Raw genomic sequence first — 19075 nt, forward strand, 5'->3', positions numbered from 1 at the left:
AGAAAGTCTAATATGATTAATGCCACATAATAGCCAAACTTGCAAGGATAAAGAGCTGAACTGCTATGTGCTTAATTAAATTATTATTATTCTGAGGTATTTTTGGTATTGTTGTATGTCTCCACCCCGTCATTGCAAGCAACTAAAAGGAGCGTGGCAATCTCAGGACTTTAGCACGAGATTGCTTCATCAAAACTTACAGTCTTTCCTCGCAATCACCTCTTCTATGAGGTTACTTAATAGCTTATGCCCTTCTTTTCTTCTTTTTAATAAATTTTGTGAAGCATCCTCTAATATTTTTGGATTACTTATCAAATCGAGTATTTTATCTGCTAATTTTCCTGCAGAAATATTATTCTGCTCTAAACACCATCCTGTTTTTTTATCTTCCAATAATTGTGCATTGTAATATTGATGATTATCCGCAGCACTAGGCAGTGGAATAAAGATTGCCGGCAACCCTATATAGGTCAATTCTTCTATAGTAGATGCTCCTGCTCTTGAAATCACTAAATCGGCTTCTTTATATTGCAATGCCATATTATCAAAAAATTCAGCAAACTCATAAGTAATGTTTAATTTCGAGTATATATCTTTTATTTTTACTTGATCATCTAATGCTGCTTGCTGGATTATATTTAATGCAAGACTTGGCTGTTTTTGCATCAAAATTTGGATACTTGCAGGTATCAGCTCTGAAAATAACTTAGCTCCTTGACTACCGCCAAAGATGAATATTGTAAAAAGCTTGTCATTCCGTGGTTTGACCACGGAGTCCAGTGCTTTTATTAAAGACTTTTTGGCCCCCGTGGTCAAGCCACGGGACGACATTTCTATAACCTTTAATTCCCTAATATTCTCTCTAACTACCCCACCGGTAACTACTATTTTACTTTTTGCAAATTCCGGTAAATTCTTTATTTTTTCATAAGAAATAGCTATCTTTTTAGCAAAGCTTGCAAAAAATTTATTAACTTTTCCAAGGTAAGAATTCTGTTCATGAATTATAATCGGTACTCTTAAAAAAATTGCCGCAAACATTGGAGCTATAACAGGATAACCGCCAAACCCTACAGTGACGGAAGGCTTCATATTATATAATAATTTAATAGCCTTTAAAACTGCAATTGATAACCTAGGTAAAAACAAGAAAATATTACCTGAGCGTTTTAAATCTAGGATATGAAAAATTACTTTCATATCCTGCTTTATATATTGTTTGCATCTTAAATCAGTAATAAAATGAACTTCATAGCCACGTTTGATTAATTCTTCTCCAAGAGCAACTGCCGGAAAAAAATGTCCCCCCGTCCCTCCTGCTACCAAAATGATTTTTTTCATATTTCAATATTACGAATTTTGTACGAATTTAACGGCGTTCGGTATCTTGTAAAGCCAAGAAGCATACCGGTAGCGATAGCTATTGCAAGCGTTGAAGAACCACCGTAACTAATAAACGGTAATGTCATACCTTTAGTAGGAAGTAAATGTAAAGTCACGCCCATATTAATTATTGCCTGAAGCCCTAATTGTGCAATTATACCGCTAGCAGCAAATTGTACAAATTTATCTGTTTCGTTTAATAACTTAATAAGACTTCTTAATACTATAAAAGCAAATATACCTATAACAATAAGGCAAATAATAGCTCCAAACTCCTCACCTGCTACAGCAAAAATAAAATCCGTATGCGAGTCGGGTAGTACCTGCTTTACTGCCCCCTCCCCTGGACCTCGTCCATATAACCCGCCATGCTCAAACGCCTTAAGAGACTTACTAACTTGATAATTCTCGCTACTATCTGGATCTAAAAACGAATTAATTCTTTGCGTTACGTGCGGTAACCAAAAATAAGCAATAGTTACTCCTATCATTCCTAAAAAACCGGCTAAAACAATCCAAAATATCGGCATACCCGCAATAAACAGTTGAATACCGAAAACTGCCGTAATCATTACAAGCATTCCAAAATCCGGCTGAATAATTAAGAGAATAGCAACAATAGAATAAAGTATTACACAAATCGTAAAACTTGGAAAATCATCATTAAATTTTAGCGATAATATCCAGCCCGTAACAACTGCAAAAAACGGTTTGATAAATTCCGAAGGTTGAATAGATAGACCTAGAATATTAATCCATCGCACTGCGCCTTTTACTTCATAGCCAAAAAATTTAACTGCTATTAATAAAACTATACTAGCAATAAATCCAACTATTGCAAAACGCCTTAACCATTTTTTATTAAGACATGAAAATAATAATATAAGTCCTGAAGCGGCAGCTAAATAAAATATTTGTCTAGATGCAAAATAACTTTCTTCAAGACCTATTCTACTTGCTACTGCTGAACCTGAGGTAGTAACAAGCATTAGACTAAAAGCAAATAAGATAATTAAAGAAATTATTATTTGCCTATCGGTACTCCGCCACCATAATTTTATAAAGTTATTAGATATTTCGTTATTCATATTATAGTTATTCAATTATGGCTATATTTATAATGTTATTGCATGGATCGGAAAACACCCTCGATGTCACCCCGTGGCTTGATCACGGTATCCAGAAAAACAATAAAAAATACTAATATTATTTAGTATTTTTAACTAGACCCCGTGGTCAAGCCACGGGGTAACAGGATACTACACAATTTTATAAACAACTCGCCACGCTCTTCAAAATTTTTAAACTGATCATATGAGCTACAACTAGGTGCTAATAAGATATTTTTTACCTCCGCGTTATCACCTACTGCATCCTTATAAGCAAGATCGAAAGCCTGCTCAAGATTATCACATATTACAAAATCTACTATATTCTTAGCAGTACTTGCAAATATTTCTTTAGCTTGACCATAAAAATAAGCTTTCTTAATTTGACTGAAATAAGGCTTTATTTCCTCAATACCACCCTCTTTAGGGATTCCTCCCGCAAGCCAGTAAATATTATCGAGTGCTTTAATTGATTGCACGGCAGATATGGCATTTGTCGCTTTACTATCATTGTAAAAACTTATATTATTTATACTACCGATATATTGCATTCTATGAGGTAAACTTTGAAAACTACTTATAGATTCAAGTATTTTTTTAGGTTCTACTCCTATTATTTTAGCTACTGCATAACTTGCTGCAATATTCTCACAATTATGAACTCCTTGCAGGTTTTTATTAAAAGGTACAGCATAATGCATAAAGCTTGATACAAGCGAATTTTGCAGGTCTCGCCTGTGCTCACGTATTTTTATACGCTCCGCAGGCTCACCTTGAAATTCATCTTGTCTAAAACTTTCTGAATTACGCTGTAATTCAAAACTTATATCATCAAAAAAATTAGCGCTAATTTTATCATCAACTACCGAAATACCGTTTTCAAGAATTTTAGTAACCGAAAAAGGAATTAGCTTTATACGCTGCTCTTGTTGCAATTTTATAAAGACTTCACGACAATAATCATTATCGATATTAATTACCGCATAACTCTCTTGATCCATTCGATCAAAGATCTTAGATTTTGCTGCAATATAGCAGATCATATCCTGATGTCTATCTAAATGGTCGGGAGTTATATTAAGAAGCACGGCTATTTTAGCTGTAAAGGTTTTTACTAGATCTAGCTGAAAAGAAGACAATTCAAGTACATATCCATCCTTACTTGCTTTAGCTTGCAAAGCAGAAACTCCAATATTACCGGCAACCGGATAGTCTAAACCGCTACTATTTAAGATATGGCTTATTAAAGCAGTAGTAGTACTTTTACCGTTTGTACCGGTTATAGCTATAAATTTTAAGTTTTTTGATTTTGCAAATAATAAGTCTATATCGGAAGTGATTGGAATATTAAAATTTTTTGCAATATTGACTATCTCATGCGTTAAAGGAATTCCAGGACTTAAGACAATTGTATCTAAATTTTGCCATCTTGAATCAGATAAAGCAGCGATAGCGGTTTTACTATATAATTCTTCAAATATATCTCTATTTGCTTTTAAATCATCATAAACAATTACATCATATTTATTTTGCAATTCCTCGTAAACCGATATACCGGTTTTACCAAGCCCAAAAACACCTATTTTTTGTTTTGTATGAGAATTCATGAATTAATTTGCAAGAACATTGCAGTCTTAGTATTCAAGAACAGGTATATGAAGATCAAATTCAAAAAGAGCAAGGAGTTTACAAGTCGAGGAGCGGAGCGTATACTTAATACGTGAGCACCGCAGATCTTGTAAAACGACGTAGCCAATTTTTGAATTTGATCAAGTATACTAATGCATGTCCTGCATTAATGCTTGTTCACCTTCATTAAATTCACCTTGTCCTTTTACATTACTGTAAGTTGTTTTGCTATGCCCAGGATCAGGTAAATAATAATGAGGCGGAACTTCTAGTGCTTTAGCACGCTGTACTTGATACTCATTAGGTCCAGCTGTTGATATACCTACGGTTTCTTTTAACTTTTTACTACAAGCAGAAGTAATTAATAAAACAGTAAATAATAAAAAAATCTTTTTCACTTAAACACCTATAAATTAAAATTATAATAGCCTCCTTGCAAAATGAACTTCTAGAGGTAATTTGTACGTCAATCCAGTACTCGAATCCTCACGTAGGTCTACTATGTTACGGTTCTGCGTTCCGTGTTTCCTTCAAATGCCTCTCTATAAGTTTAATTTTGCAAGGAGGCTATTTTATCGTTACCACCCTTATCGTCGGTATTACGAAATTTTTCAGCCATAGCTTCAATTTGAGCATTATCATAATGCCCTTTAGCCTTTTCTTCAATAACTTTTTTAGTACTATAATAATCTTCTATTAAGATAATTACTCCTATTGTAATAAAGCAATCAGCTAAATTAAATACGGGGAAGCTATAATTCTGATAATGAAAATGGATGAAGTCAAAAACTGCTCCTCTAAAAAATCTATCAATTAGATTACCAACAGCTCCGCCGATTACAAAGCTATAACCGGCAAAGCTTCCGATCGTTTTTGAACGTATCATCAAATAATATAAATAACAGACAATAATCGTGTTCGTTATTAAGAAAATAGTATTGCTATATTGATAATATTCACGCATTAGACCAAAGCTAATACCATAATTCCAAGTATAAACCATATTTAAGAAAGAAGTAACCTTAAGCATTAAGCCCGGCTTCCATCTCAAATTATCAATAAACCACCATTTACTTAACTGATCAATAATCACTAAGGTTATTATTATAAGACTACTACGAGCAAATGTGAGATATAGTTTTTTTAGTAGTGGGAGCATAATTGTAAATGTCATTCCCGCGAAAGCGGGAATCCAGAAAAAACAACCTTAATATTAATACAAAATTATATATTTGATAAAATAAACCTATAAAAAACAAGTTTTTTATAGATTTTACTAGATTCCCGCTTTCGCGGGAGTGACATAAGAGTCGTACAACAAGTTGATTACGGTATGACAAGGATTCACCCTACAATGAAACTGTGGCTGCTTTATCAGCTTGCAATTCCTTATCAAGCTTAACACTTAAAGTTTTTATTTCTTTTTTAAATTGTTTAAATTTCTCTAAATTTTTTCCATTTAATTCTATACCCGGTGTTGTTTTAACTGACATAGGATTAACATGTTTGCCATCAATTTTAACTTCATAATGTAAATGTGGAGCTGTAGCTCTGCCGGTACTTCCGACATATGCGATGATTTGTCCTTGTTTTACGATACTTCCCACTTTTAAATTTTTTGCAAAACTTGAAGCATGCGCATAAGCAGTAGATAGCGTACCGCTATGTTTTACCTGAATAAATTTTCCATAACCCGACTTCCAACCTATGTCTGTTATAACTCCGTTTCCTGCGGAATATATAGGCGTACCGGTTGGAGCTGCAAAGTCAACCCCCTTATGCATTTTAGTATAACCGAGTATCGGATGCTTTCTATTACCGTAATGTGAAGAAACTTTTATAACTTTTAGCGGAGTTTTAAGTAAGCTTCTTTTTACGCTTTTACCGTCTTCGGAAAAAAATGCATGATTATTTGCGTTATTGTCATGAGAATAACGATATATATTATATTTTTTCCCTGAAAGATTTAATGAAACATATAGAATTTTACCGTAGTGGGAAAATTTACCGTCTTCCGTTACGTATTTTTCTGTTATTACGGTTGCAGTATCACCGCTTTTTATTTGACGCTGAAAATCGATTTGATAAGCATAAGCATTAATCAGCTCTATTATACTGTTATCCGATAAGCCCAGTTTTTTAAGAGCTGACATAAAATTTGCTTCAATACTTACCGACGATTTAGCAACTTTTTTACTTAAAGGTACTACAATTTCTTCAACTTTAAAATTATCACCTTCTCTAATTACTTCAATAGTTTTTAGCTTATCGATAATTATAACGATTTTATTTAAGAATGCTACCTCTGAGGTTAAATCTTCATCCTCGTTTTCGGTAATTTTTGTTTCATATTCAAAAGTAATTTGCTGCCCTATTTTAAGAGCAGAAGATAATTTTCCCTCTTTTATTAAACTTACAATTTTGTCTATTTCATTTTTAGGGATACGTTGTTCTATCAAAATTGACTTTATAGTATCGCCTTTTTTTACTACTACTTCTTTAAATGAAATTGTTTCCTCTTCACTACTATCAGGTTGTACTAAAGTTATGGATAAAGTGTCGTTAACATAATTATTAACGGCAAAAGAGACAAAAACAACTAATCCTATAAATAATAATAAGGAGGCAGAGGTGAGGATTTTCCTGAGACGTGCACTAATAAAAGATGATGGTAATATGCCATTAAAATCATAAGATAGTGCGGTATCATTCATTAAAATTGCTCTGAAGATTATTTGAATCAATTTTTTATTACTAGTAATAATATGAACTACATACAAACAAATTACAATAGAAAATTGTAAAATTTTGTTTTATTTCTGTCTTATTAGTTTTTTATTGATTAAAATTTAATTTTTTATATTAAGTTAATTCTCATTAACTTATATAGATAAATATTATGCCTAGACTTTTCCTATTTTTATTAATTTTTATAAATCTTATGTCCTACTCATATCTAGCCATAATACTGTCAAATTACCCAAAATAGAATATTATGAGAATATTTCTTTAAATAAAAACTGTCCTATAAATAGTAAAATAGTTCTAGTAGGCGGTTGTTTTGATTTATTACATTACGGTCATAATAGCATTTCTACGCAAAGCTAAAAAACACGGTAAATACTTAATCGTTGCTTTAGAGCCGGATGAAACAATTATTAAATATAAAAAACGTCAACCTATCCATAATCCATTACAACGAGCAAAAATTTTAAGTTCTTTCACATTTGTTGATAAAGTACTTATATTACCTAAACTAAAAGATTTTAATGATTACGCTCGGTTAGTGCAAAATATTTGTCCTTCTGTAATCGCCATAACAAAGCACAATCCTCAGTTAATAAATAAATTCAAGCAAAATTAATAAATGCGAAAGTAATAGAAGTTATTGACTTACTGCAACATCCTAATATAGGTACACTTTCTAGCTAAAATATTATTTAAAATATGTAGTTTTTACAAAAATTTATCGATTTTTACTTTAATAAAAGTGTATATCCATTTATATTAAATATAAATAACTTTATATGTGCTATGAAAAATATTATTAGACATCTTGCCAAACCAGCTTATAGAGAGGAATTTAAGGGAGACACTTCCCCTCGAACCGCAGCGTACAAAAGCGTACGTGAGGATTCGAGTACCGGATTGACGTATAAATTACCTCCAAAAGCAAAATTTGGAAAAATGTCTATTACTTTAATTTATTTTTTGATTGTTAGCAATAATTGCTTTGCTTCCGAGCCGTTACCTTGGCAAGTAACGTTCCAACCGCCGGCAAGTCCTATTATGGAGGAATTACATCATTTTCATAATTTTCTGCTTTATATCTCAACAGCTATTGTTTTATTTGTTGCCGGATTACTTGGCTTTGTATGCATAAGATTTAATGCAAAAAATAATCCCGTACCAGCAAAATTTTCACATAATGTTTTAATAGAAATAATTTGGACTGTAATACCTATAATAATTTTAGTTATTATTGCAGTGCCGTCTTTTAAAATATTGCGTCATGCCGAAAAAATACCCGAAACGGATTTAACTATTAAAGTAGTAGGTTATCAATGGTATTGGCATTATATATATCCTGATCATGATAATTTAGAATTTGATAGCGTAATGATCTCTGATGAGCATTTAAAACCTAACCACAAAAGATTATTAGATGTTGATAATCGAATTGTTATCCCTGAAAATGCTACCGTAAGGTTTCTCATTACCGCAGGTGACGTAATACATAGTTTTGCCGTTCCATCACTTGGGTTTAAAATAGACGCAGTCCCAGGCAGAATAAACGAAACCTGGACAAGAGTGGCTAAAAAAGGCGTATATTACGGACAATGCTCCGAACTATGCGGCATCCATCACGGCTTCATGCCGATTGCTATAGAAGTAGTAAGTAAAGAGGATTTCGACAATTGGGTTGCAAGCAAGAATAAGACTGCTATGAATGGCAAGAAGCCAAAATTGGCAGCTAACTAATTATATTTAGAAGTTCTATAGAAAATTATAATATATCTGAACTAGATAAATTACTAAACGATATAACCGATTCTAATCGACATCAAGAAATTATTAAGTAGTGATGATTCAGCAGGTAAAGAAGCAGGGTAATTTATAACGCAAGTATTTCATAAACTAAAATTATTACTTTAAATTTTTTAATATATGACTAACCACAATAACCCTTATCCCCATCTTGTTCCTAAACAAGCGAAAAAAACGATATTTTTAAAACATTTTATCCATAATCCAAATATATATAGTCGGAGATTACACTTATTACTGATTATAGGAAAATTTTGTGCTATTGCTATGGGTACTAGTATAGTATTGTTGTCGGTAATCCTGCAAAGATAGTACACTATAGATTTCCTGATGAGATAGTTGAGCAATTACTTAAAATTTAAACGGTGGGATTGGGATTATGATAAAATCACTCGGAATATTCCGGCAATTGTTGAAGCAGATATCGAACAATTAAAACAGGCAGAATAATAATTATGGATATAACTACTACCGAAATTTATTACGATGACCACCACACCCCACACGGTTGGAGGCGATGGCTTTTTTCTACCAATCACAAAGATATCGGCATTATGTATATCATATTTGCCATTTTTGCTGGAATTGTCGGAGGTTTGTTCTCACTGCTTTTTAGGTTAGAGCTTGCAATGCCCGGCGGCACTTTCTTAAATCATGATTTCCAGCTATATAACGTGCTTATCACAGCACATGCGGTTATTATGGTATTCTTTATGATTATGCCGGCTTTGTTCGGTGGCTTTGGTAACTATTTCGTACCTCTGTTAATAGGGGCCCCCGATATGGCATTTCCACGCCTTAACAATATCAGTTTTTGGCTACTAGTTCCTGCTTTTCTTTTACTTATGGGATCAGCTTTTGTTGACGGTGGACCAGGAACGGGCTGGACGCTCTACCCTCCTTTAAGTAATTTAAGCGGTCACCCCGGTGCAGCCGTTGATATGGCTATTTTCAGTTTACATTTAACCGGTCTATCGTCAATCCTTGGATCAATTAACTTAATCGTTACTATCTTTAATATGAGAGCTCCAGGAATGGGGCTTTTCAAGATGCCATTATTCGTTTGGTCTATTTTAGTTACCGCATTTCTAATAATTCTTGCGATGCCGGTACTTGGTGGAGCTATTACTATGCTACTTACAGATCGTAATTTTGGAACTACTTTCTTTAAGCCTGACGGCGGCGGTGATCCTGTATTATTTCAGCATCTATTTTGGTTTTTCGGTCATCCTGAAGTATATATCGTAATACTTCCAGGCTTTGGTATAGTAAGTCAAGTTATTTCAACTTTTTCACGCAAACCTATATTCGGCTATCAAGGTATGATCGGGGCCATGGTGATAATAGGCTTTGTTGGATTTATCGTATGGGCTCACCATATGTTTACTGTTGGGCTTTCTTATAATGCACTTATATATTTCACTGCCGGAACGATGATTATAGCAGTTCCGACGGGTATTAAAATATTTAGCTGGATAGCGACTATGTGGGGTGGGTCGATTACATTCCCAACTCCTATGCTATTTTCGATAGGATTTATTATATTATTCACGATCGGCGGCGTAACCGGCATAATCCTATCAAATTCGGCAATTGATAGAGTTCTGCACGATACATATTATGTTGTTGCACATTTCCATTATACGATGTCGCTCGGTGCTTTATTTACGGCATTTGCAGGCTTTTATTATTGGTTTGGCAAAATATCCGGTAAACAATATCCGGACATTTTAGGCAAAATTCATTTTTGGATTACCTTTATAGGCGTTAATTTAACTTTCTTCCCGCAGCATTTCTTAGGTCTTGCGGGCATGCCAAGAAGAATACCGGACTACCCTGAAGCTTTCGCCGGCTGGAATATGGTTTCGTCGATAGGAGCAGGTATTTCTATGTTTGCTGCCCTTTATTTTGTATTTATCGTTTTCTATACGCTAAAATACGGCAAAGATTGTCCAAACAATCCTTGGGGAGAAGGAGCAGACACATTAGAGTGGACACTTACCTCACCACCGCCGTTCCATACTTTTGAAACACCACCGCATATTGAGGGGTAATAGTGACTTTGCTGCGTGGATGCCAAGTCATCATTGTGAGGAGTTGCGTTAGCAACGACGCGGCAATCTCATAAGATAATATAAAAAAAACTCCTGAGATTGCCACGTCAGCATAAATGCTGGCTCGCAATGACGGGACCTTTATGAACTGTCCGGTACTATGAAGAATGACATAGCTGACCGAAAAATAATAAAACGATAATAAAATGTATAAAAAACCGATAATAGGTGTTACACCTGATTTAGCTCAAAATTGTGAAAAATATACTTACGCTGCTTTTCCATGGTACGCCTTGCGAAGAAACTATACCGATGCGATTATTGCAGCCGGCGGTGTACCGCTATTATTACCTTATCAAAGTGATACAATAAATCAGCTTATGGAACTTGTTGATGGTGTTGTAATGCCAGGCGGTGATGAGGACATACATCCTAAATTTTATGAGCCGGAATGCGCCGAAGATATAGTAGTTTCCAATGAAGAACGTGATAATTTTGAGATATTAGTTTTAAAGAAAGCATTAGAGAGAGATATTCCGGTTTTAGGCATATGCCGAGGTATGCAGTTATTAAACGTTATTTTTAAGGGTACGCTTATTAAACATATTCCTGATTATATTGAAACTGTAATTAATCATACACAACCTTCGCCTAAAAACATCGTTTCACATGCAATTAATATAGAAGCAAATACTAAACTTGCTAAAATAGCTAATAATCAACTACAAACTATGGTTAATTCGACTCATCACCAGGCTGCTAAACAACTTGGTAATGATCTTATCGTATCTGCAACAGCAGAAGACGGTATAATTGAAGCCATTGAATCAACGAAACATAAATTTGTTATCGGCGTTCAATGGCATCCTGAATATCTTAACGATAATGGAGTAGATTTAGAATTATTTAAAGAATTCGTAAAAGTTAGTAAGTAAATATTAGTTTTTAACATCATTAGATGAACATATTACAAATGCTTTATTATATTCATATCCAAGCGGCCAACAACATACGGAATTTTTAGAGCGTTCATATACGAAAGTAGAACCTCTACCATTGTCTTCTAGTTGATACTGACCATAAATTACAGGTCCACATTGTTCTTGCCAAGCAATTGAATATTTTACCCGATTATCTTGCACATCCCATTGTTGTAAACAGCCGCTAATAATACAATTCATTTCAGTCACAAATAGTTTAACCAATTTTTGTATTACCAAATCTTCTTGTTGTTCTACTTGTATATTATCACAATAAGCTATATGTGAGTTTAAATTATTAGCACAAGCTCGTGATGTTATAAAGACTATAAATAATATAATAAAAAATGATACCTTATTTATTAAATTTAAATTAATATATTTAAAGATACTTAATAAGAAACTAATTCAAATATTATTTATTTTACTATATTATCATTTTAAATAAGATTTCGGACCTTTGATCTGCTATATTATCATCAAAAACATTATTTATGACTGCTGATTATTCTTTTTTGAAAAGTTTTGCTGAGTATATCATTGATAAATTAGGTAAAGATACAGAAGTTCAAATAATATTGCCTAATAATTTCTCATGCCTAGAATTAAAGAAGATTTTAACCGATAAATATAAAATTAAATTACCTATTATTATTCCTTTTAATTCTCTTATTTCAAAAAAAACCAATTCGGATTATATATCTAAAATAGAAGAATTACTTATTTTATCATCCATTATCACCGAATATAAAGAATTACCTTTTAATAAAAATGAATCATTAAAAACTGCAGAACTTTTAAGAAAATTGTTTAATGATCTTATAATCAATAATATCGATATAAAATTAATTGAAGTCTATAACAATTCTAACTATTGGCAAAAGATTTATAAATTTCTAGAATATTGCTTTTTAAGATGGCAAGAAGAAATATCGTTTACTCAAAAACAAACTAAAGCAGTTTATAAATTAAAGCTATTACAAGAAGAAATAATAAAAATAAAAACGGGACATAAGCAGGTAATACTCGCCGGAATATTCAAGCCTAATGTTTTTTTAAAAAGATTTGAAGAAGAATTAAAGGATTACATAATTCACTATAATCCTGCCTCCAAACAGATTAGCGATGGTATATCTTATTATGAACCTAATGACATTTATGAAGAAACTAAACAAATAGCTTATATATGTAGCCGTAATAAAGACAGACGGATTGCAATCGTTACAAATAATAATAAGCTTAAAAGAGTATATTGTAATTTTTTAGACAAATATGAAGATCTACTAGGTAATGACTTAAGGCTTACTAATATAGGTGAATTACTAACTTCCATTATTAAAATATTATGTAATAATTTTGATTTAAAACTTCTATTTTTATTACTTAAAAATCCTTTAATTAACTGCCCTACTGTGCAGCAGTTAGAGTTAATGCTATCTAATAAAAACCGTTTTATATCCTCACCGAAATATTTATTGCAATTACAATTTGATAATGAGGATATAAGAGAGTATTGCCGTAACTTAATAGATATTTTATTTACCGATACTCCACATAATATACAAGCTATTCTAACCTTAACTAAAGAAATAACTGAAAAACTTTTGCCTACTATTTGGGAAAAAGAAGGAGGAGCAGAACTACTTGAGTTTTTAACAAATTTAACCGCATATAGTAAATATGTAAATTCAACGGATAAAAAGGATTTTCCTAAAATTTTTTCTTTTTTACTTTCTAATATCAAATATTACAAAAATACCGACGCTGCTAGTATTATTATAGGACGGCCTGAAGATTTAGCATTATGTGAATTTGACTTAATTATATTACCGCATTTTAATAATGAAAACTGGACACTTAGTGCTAAAGCTCACCCATGGCTTAGCAAGAAAGCCTTGCAGATACTAAATATAGATTACGATGAAATCGCCCCTACTCTATATTCAGATTACTTCAATTTATTTCTACAAAATAAGCAAATAGTTATACTGAATGCTAAAAAATATGATGGGAAACTGTCAGTGCCGAGTAATTTATTTTTGAAGCTAGAAAAAGGTTCTGTGTCACCCCGTGACTTTATCACAGGATCCAGTAATTATATGGATACCGTGGTCAAGCCACGGTATGACAAAAGTATTGAGATCCACAGCCCCTCTTTCCCAACCACCTTATCAGTAACCGAAATAGAAACATTAATAAGAAACCCATACGGTTTTTATGCTAAGAAAATTCTTGGACTACGTAAAAAAGATCATATATGGGAAGAGCCTAAAATATCGGATTTCGGTCATTTGATTCATAAAGTTTTAGAGGAATATTCTACAAATTATGACAAACAATATATTAATTTAAATTTGCTTGATAAACAAAATGCTTTAATAAATATCGGTAATCATATTTTATATAGCACTATTTTACCAAGCTACACAAAAAAGACTTGGCAAATAAAACTCACGGCTTTCAGCAAAGCTTTTATTTTATTTGATATAGAACGCCGAAAAAACTGCAAAGAAATCTATTTTGAAACTAAAGGGGAGTTACGGCTAAATATTGTAGGTCAAGATATAAAAATAATCGGTATAGCTGACCGAATTGAAATAAGTAAATCAAACAATATAACTATACTAGATTATAAGACCGGTACTATTCCGACTAAGAAAGAAATAGAGCTTGGACTCTCTCCGCAACTTATCATAGAAAGTTTGATGTTACTAGAAAACGGATTTATGAAATGTAATTCTCTGTCCCTTTTATGTCATCTTCAGCCCCTTTTGTGTTATTCCCGCAAAAGCGGGAATCCAGTTATGAATAACAATATTACTATCGCCTACGTAAAAATAACTAGTACCGAACCTTATGTACACACAACAGAAATAGCTTTAAGCATCGAGACTTTAAATAGACATAAAGCAGGATTAGTAAAATTACTTGAACATTATATTACAAATAAATTCTTTTCTTATGATTTGAATTTATCAAAGTATAATGATTATTTGCATTTGAGTCGATAGGCTCATTATGTCATTCCTGCGCAGGTGCATGGGTGTCAGACTCGATGTCATTCCCGCCTACGCGGGAATGACATAAACAAACTATGCAACAAGGCTTTCAGTCGCTCGCAATGACGGCTTAGCCACTGCTCAATAGTGCTTACAACCCCATCACTAACTTAAATTCTTTACTTTTAATAATCTTACTATTCGTATTATAAATAATCGGATCGTTAATTTTTTCATGACCAAATCTATTTGTTTTAAATACCGGTATATCTAAACTATCTGCAAAATTACGAAGCACTAACATTGTGGCATCAAGATCTTTACCAAATGAACCAAATATTATAGCCTTCACATCCTCAAGTAACCCTGCTTGCTTTAAGTGTAAAAGCTCACGATCTAATCTAAAAGGAGCTATATTCACATCTTCTAAAAAAAGAATTTTGCCCTTAGTCTTTATTTGCCAACTCGTTCCTATACTAGTCTGCACCATAGTTAAGTTACCGCCTGTTAGTTTGCCGTTAACAAGATCACTTGATTTTGCTATATCGTTAAGAGGCACTAAATTATCTATAGTAACTTGCTTTACTTTACCTTTTAATATTTCAGCAAGCTTGGTAAAATTACCTTGATCTTGTTCCAACTTTAAGAGATCGGCTATATTACTGCCGTGAATAGTTTTCCAGCCCCATTCTTGTGATAGAAAAAGATGTAACGCCGTTATATCGCTATATCCTATAAAGAATTTCTCTTTATTTGGTTTTGATAGCTTTAGTAAATCGGGCATTATTCTCGCAGAGCCGTAACCACCTCGTAAACTCCATACTATATTATCAGACTCATCAAATAATGCATCCCGCAGGCAATTAAATCTTACTTCATCGCTACTTGCAAGAAAGGGTAGCTTACCTTTAGCAAAACACTTAGAAGAAATTTGTAAATTTAGTCCATTAATATTTTTTAAATCCGACAAGGTTTTATTATCCACTCCTGTTGCCGGAGCAACAACAGTAATAGAGATATTTTTTAGACTATGACCAGCAGAAAAAGTTGATATTGAAAAAAATAATATTATTAGTAAAGATATATTTTTAAGAATCATGAATATAATTGATAGGTATTGTTATATGAACAGGTAAACCTACTATGTCATGCCGTGGCTTGACCACACGGCATCCAGTCTTTATTTTATTTTTTCTAGATACCGTGGACAAGCCACGCTATGACAGAGGCAAGCACTGGATTCCCATTTTAGCTAGGGATGACATAAAAGGGAACAGAAATGACATAGAAAATGAGAATAACCTTAAGAAACTATTCTAAATAAAAATCAGCAGCATCATCACCGGTAATCTCTACTGCTTTAGCCTTGATTTGGTCAATAGTAAGGCCACTATATTCTATAAACCAACCTAATAAAGTATCGTCCTGACCAAAAAAATTAATGTTCTTAACAACAGTTGCTTTATCTATATTACCTTTCCTCATATCATATACAAGCTTTAATGCTTCTTTTTGTGCTGGTAGTTCATGAGTATTAGATAAAGTCTTTACTTTTGCTCCAAGTTTATTCGCCGAAGCCTCTGATATTTCATCATCTTTAGATTTATCAGTTGAATTTTCGCTTATTCTAAGGTTTTCTATTATAGGTTCAACAAGCTTTGTCCATAGCTGGTCAGTTGAACTACAATCACAATCGGCTAGATATTTTCTACCTTCTTCTCCAGTTTTTACAGCATTATCAACAAACTCTTTAACTATCCACGTATTGTTAAATTTGTTATAAGCAGCTTTTATGAATAGTTCTAAATGATTAGAACCTAAATCTAAGAATTTTTGTTTAAGGTCCATAGGGATATGACTTTTTATATCTAGCCATGTTTGCATTCCTGATAATATTTCTGACATTACCTTATTAGTGTCTTGTGTCGGTATAGTAATATTATTACTCTTAATAGTAACCTCAAGTGCATTTTTAGTACTGGCATCCAAGTTAGATACTAAGTTTTCATACTGGGCTGGGTTACTTTTAGCTTCTTTTAAAATGCTTACTATTTTCTTAAATCTTGTTACTATTTCTGAATGACTACCCGTAATGCTTGTCATCCAATCCCATTAAAAATATTCAAACCCGCCGGTAGCATGATTTGGAACTGCAACATATGCAAATTTATGGTCATATCTAATGCCGATTACATTAAGATCGTTTTTATATTTCTTTACTTGAATATCGGTATCATTACGATATTTTTTAAAGTGTTGCTCTAATTTTTTCATACTCTCCTCCTTAATTCATATTTTTAATGTTAAAATAAAACACTAATAGAAATTAACTTGTTGCTATATCACAAGCATGTAAATCACGCTTAAAGTACAAACTACTATTCTTATTTAAGATTACCCGATAAATCTGAACATTTTCAAGTACTCTTTGAACGTAATCTCTTGTTTCTCGATAAGGTATAAGTTCTATCCAGTCAATAACTTTTCTTGTATCTTTTATATCCCTTGGATCACCAAACCTATCTATCCATTTTACTACATTATGACTCCCGGCATTGTAAGAAGCAATGGATAGAATATAAGAACCTTTATGATCATCTAATAATTTTTTGAAGTGATACGAACCAAGTTTAATATTATATACCGGATTTCTAGTTAAGTCTGCTACATTACATTTAACATTTATGGATCTTGCGGTATCACAAGCAGTACCTTTAATAAGTTGCATGAGACCCATAGCATTTGCATAACTTACTGCTTTATGATCAAAAACCGATTCTTGTCTAATTATTCCATAAGTTAAATGAGGTGGGATAGGCAAACCTACTAGATTATAAGGCGTTGGAAAAGCACAATCCGGAATAAAAGCATTATTTTGGGCGGCAATTTTTGCCACCTCAACTATATGATTAGTATTATTATTTGCTTTAATAATATTCGCAATTATTTGAATTTCTGCAGAATTTTTAGTGTTTTTCATTGCTGCTTTGGAATATATCAGGGCTAAGTAGTTTTTATTATATTTAACCAATAACCTTATTGCTTTAATAATCTCTTTATTTTCTACAATTTTCCTTTCTTCAGAAGTTATTACGGGAATAGGAGGTAAAACTAACTTTGTCCTATTTAATTCAATATTTGCTACCTGCCCATAAAAGGTAAAAGAATATTTAGCTGCCTGCTCGTAAAATTTTCTAGCCGTTTGCTTATCGCCTTTTGCTGCATAAGTACGACCGAGCCAATAAAACCCACGTGCCAAACTAATCGGAGTCTTAACCACTTTAATAAACTTATTAAAATGTACTAATGCTTGATCAGGCTTTTTTAAAAAACTTAAAGAAAGCCAGCCCGCAAGCCACTCCTGCTCCCTTATAGTTTCAGGACAAGTAGCAAAAGGCAGCGTTGCCATTCTATAGCTATTAGCAAAATCCTTGTAATCGATGAATTCACGAGCATAATAGGACTGAATCCGACACCATTTAGCAAAATGTTTACGGTTATTTTTAGCTTTCTTAAACAAAGTAATAATTTCCTTTGTCGGCTTTTGCATTTTTTTAAAATCTAAATAATGATATAATAAACCGGAAGTATAGTATTTTTCAGGAACACTTTTAAAAAGCTTTTCAGCATTTGGCGATTTACCTATAATCGCAATTTGGACTTTAAAAGAATTACGGTAACCTTGCTCTACATATTTCAGGGATTGCTCAGCAGATCTAATATCATTTTTCCATAAATGTTCTTCTATTCGCTCTAAATGATCACTCGCAGTTAAATATTTATGCCACTTATTGTAATATGCATTTTCTTCTTCAGGAGTAAAATTGGCGTATACCCAAGCCTCTTTAATAATAGGTAGTAACATCTTCTGATCTTTGATTAAACTACTTGCAGCTGCCGCATAAAATTTATAACCTTTGCCGGTAAGAGGAGAATGTTTACTAAACCAATCAACAATTACTTTTTTATTTGTATTATTATTTAGATATTCTTCTGCTCTTTCTTCAAGCAGTTTATTTTGAGGCCAATCTGGGTTATTGCATAAAAACCTTATTACATGTTCAAAACTATTATCTGCATATTTATTATCTAAATATTTCTGAGAAAGTACAATTTTTGTTAAAGTTTTATTATTTACTTCTAGAGCTAAATCTTCGGCTTGTGACCAATTTTTTTGATCGATATAGGTAAAAACTTGCTTAACATTATCTACAGAATCAGAATTAGCATGTACTTTCAAAGCTAATAACAATAATATAGAAGTTAATAATTTTATTGTGATTTTCATAAGTTTTATGATTTGTTGCGTGGATACCTAATAGTCATTAAGAGCTACTAAAAGCGTTGTTGCATGGCTCGTTTATGTCATTCCC

The 19075-nt window shown here is 32.6% G+C and carries 14 protein-coding genes and 3 pseudogenes; 6 read left to right on the forward strand and 11 right to left on the reverse strand.

Annotated elements, in window-relative coordinates; translation table 11 throughout:
- Positions 1–189: 189 nt before the first annotated feature.
- The 7 genes and pseudogenes from murG to GCO76_RS02000 all read right to left on the reverse strand — a co-directional run bounded on the left by murG (position 190) and on the right by GCO76_RS02000 (position 6835).
- The gene (murG, locus tag GCO76_RS01970; RefSeq protein ID WP_410955998.1) at positions 190–1341 is read right to left on the reverse strand and encodes an undecaprenyldiphospho-muramoylpentapeptide beta-N-acetylglucosaminyltransferase; all 1152 of its coding nucleotides are present in this window, start codon (positions 1339–1341) and stop codon (positions 190–192) included.
- A complete protein-coding gene (gene ftsW / locus GCO76_RS01975; RefSeq protein WP_410955999.1) occupies positions 1338–2471 on the reverse strand; it encodes a putative lipid II flippase FtsW in 1134 nt (377 codons plus the stop codon). Before ftsW ends, murG begins: the two co-directional genes overlap by 4 nt.
- A gap of 131 nt (positions 2472–2602) precedes the next feature.
- Positions 2603–4099, reverse strand: coding sequence for a UDP-N-acetylmuramoyl-L-alanine--D-glutamate ligase (murD, locus tag GCO76_RS01980; RefSeq protein ID WP_410956000.1), 1497 nt, complete (start codon positions 4097–4099; stop codon positions 2603–2605).
- A 171-nt stretch (positions 4100–4270) separates the two neighbouring features.
- A complete protein-coding gene (locus tag GCO76_RS01985; RefSeq protein WP_024704530.1) occupies positions 4271–4519 on the reverse strand; it encodes a DUF3035 domain-containing protein in 249 nt (82 codons plus the stop codon).
- A gap of 33 nt (positions 4520–4552) precedes the next feature.
- Positions 4553–4668: pseudogene (locus GCO76_RS01990) on the reverse strand (palindromic element RPE1 domain-containing protein); the annotation flags it as partial.
- Between the two features lie 3 nt (positions 4669–4671).
- Positions 4672–5280, reverse strand: a complete 609-nt coding sequence (gene lspA / locus GCO76_RS01995) for a signal peptidase II (RefSeq protein ID WP_410956453.1) — start codon at positions 5278–5280, stop codon at positions 4672–4674.
- Positions 5281–5470: 190 nt separating this feature from the next.
- Positions 5471–6835, reverse strand: coding sequence for a M23 family metallopeptidase (locus tag GCO76_RS02000; RefSeq protein WP_410956001.1), 1365 nt, complete (start codon positions 6833–6835; stop codon positions 5471–5473).
- A gap of 347 nt (positions 6836–7182) precedes the next feature.
- On the opposite strand from GCO76_RS02000, the gene GCO76_RS02005 reads away from it, so the two are divergent.
- The 5 genes and pseudogenes from GCO76_RS02005 (at position 7183) to GCO76_RS02025 (ending at position 11658) form a co-directional block, all read left to right on the forward strand.
- Positions 7183–7485, forward strand: a complete 303-nt coding sequence (locus tag GCO76_RS02005; protein WP_410956002.1) for a hypothetical protein — start codon at positions 7183–7185, stop codon at positions 7483–7485.
- 170 nt (positions 7486–7655) lie between these two features.
- On the forward strand, positions 7656–8603 hold the full coding sequence (coxB, locus tag GCO76_RS02010; RefSeq protein WP_410956003.1) for a cytochrome c oxidase subunit II: 948 nt from the start codon (positions 7656–7658) through the stop codon (positions 8601–8603).
- A 186-nt stretch (positions 8604–8789) separates the two neighbouring features.
- Positions 8790–9119, forward strand: a pseudogene (locus GCO76_RS02015) (acetyltransferase).
- A gap of 5 nt (positions 9120–9124) precedes the next feature.
- Positions 9125–10723, forward strand: a complete 1599-nt coding sequence (gene ctaD, locus GCO76_RS02020) for a cytochrome c oxidase subunit I (RefSeq protein ID WP_410956004.1) — start codon at positions 9125–9127, stop codon at positions 10721–10723.
- 206 nt (positions 10724–10929) lie between these two features.
- Positions 10930–11658 (forward strand): gamma-glutamyl-gamma-aminobutyrate hydrolase family protein, encoded by a 729-nt coding sequence (locus tag GCO76_RS02025; RefSeq protein WP_410956005.1) that lies wholly within the window; start codon positions 10930–10932, stop codon positions 11656–11658.
- Positions 11659–11661: 3 nt separating this feature from the next.
- Here the strand turns inward: GCO76_RS02025 and GCO76_RS02030 are convergent, their stop codons facing one another.
- Positions 11662–11943, reverse strand: coding sequence for a hypothetical protein (locus tag GCO76_RS02030; RefSeq protein ID WP_410956006.1), 282 nt, complete (start codon positions 11941–11943; stop codon positions 11662–11664).
- Between the two features lie 254 nt (positions 11944–12197).
- On the opposite strand from GCO76_RS02030, the gene GCO76_RS02035 reads away from it, so the two are divergent.
- Positions 12198–14714 (forward strand): PD-(D/E)XK nuclease family protein, encoded by a 2517-nt coding sequence (locus GCO76_RS02035; RefSeq protein ID WP_410956007.1) that lies wholly within the window; start codon positions 12198–12200, stop codon positions 14712–14714.
- 139 nt (positions 14715–14853) lie between these two features.
- Here GCO76_RS02035 and GCO76_RS02040 read toward each other — a convergent pair whose 3' ends face one another.
- From GCO76_RS02040 to GCO76_RS02050, 3 genes and pseudogenes are all read right to left on the reverse strand, one after another.
- Complete coding sequence (locus tag GCO76_RS02040; protein WP_410956008.1) at positions 14854–15801, reverse strand: LD-carboxypeptidase; 948 nt, start codon at positions 15799–15801, stop codon at positions 14854–14856.
- 212 nt (positions 15802–16013) lie between these two features.
- A pseudogene (gene srfF, locus GCO76_RS02045) lies at positions 16014–16976 on the reverse strand (SrfF family effector protein).
- A 52-nt stretch (positions 16977–17028) separates the two neighbouring features.
- Positions 17029–18990, reverse strand: a complete 1962-nt coding sequence (locus GCO76_RS02050; protein ID WP_410956009.1) for a lytic transglycosylase domain-containing protein — start codon at positions 18988–18990, stop codon at positions 17029–17031.
- Between the last annotated feature and the right edge of the window lie 85 nt (positions 18991–19075).

Origin of the sequence: Rickettsia koreansis, from assembly GCF_046532895.1 — a bacterium.
GTDB lineage: Bacteria > Pseudomonadota > Alphaproteobacteria > Rickettsiales > Rickettsiaceae > Rickettsia > Rickettsia rickettsii.

Coding starts and splice junctions, on each gene's coding strand:
- lspA (WP_410956453.1), bottom strand. CDS start 5,280: ATGCTCCCACTACTAAAAAAACTATATCTCACATTTGCTCGTAGTAGT.
- GCO76_RS02050 (WP_410956009.1), bottom strand. CDS start 18,990: ATGAAAATCACAATAAAATTATTAACTTCTATATTATTGTTATTAGCT.
- GCO76_RS02040 (WP_410956008.1), bottom strand. CDS start 15,801: ATGATTCTTAAAAATATATCTTTACTAATAATATTATTTTTTTCAATA.
- ftsW (WP_410955999.1), bottom strand. CDS start 2,471: ATGAATAACGAAATATCTAATAACTTTATAAAATTATGGTGGCGGAGT.
- coxB (WP_410956003.1), top strand. CDS start 7,656: ATGAAAAATATTATTAGACATCTTGCCAAACCAGCTTATAGAGAGGAA.
- GCO76_RS02035 (WP_410956007.1), top strand. CDS start 12,198: ATGACTGCTGATTATTCTTTTTTGAAAAGTTTTGCTGAGTATATCATT.
- murG (WP_410955998.1), bottom strand. CDS start 1,341: ATGAAAAAAATCATTTTGGTAGCAGGAGGGACGGGGGGACATTTTTTT.
- murD (WP_410956000.1), bottom strand. CDS start 4,099: ATGAATTCTCATACAAAACAAAAAATAGGTGTTTTTGGGCTTGGTAAA.
- GCO76_RS02000 (WP_410956001.1), bottom strand. CDS start 6,835: ATGAATGATACCGCACTATCTTATGATTTTAATGGCATATTACCATCA.
- GCO76_RS02025 (WP_410956005.1), top strand. CDS start 10,930: ATGTATAAAAAACCGATAATAGGTGTTACACCTGATTTAGCTCAAAAT.
- ctaD (WP_410956004.1), top strand. CDS start 9,125: ATGGATATAACTACTACCGAAATTTATTACGATGACCACCACACCCCA.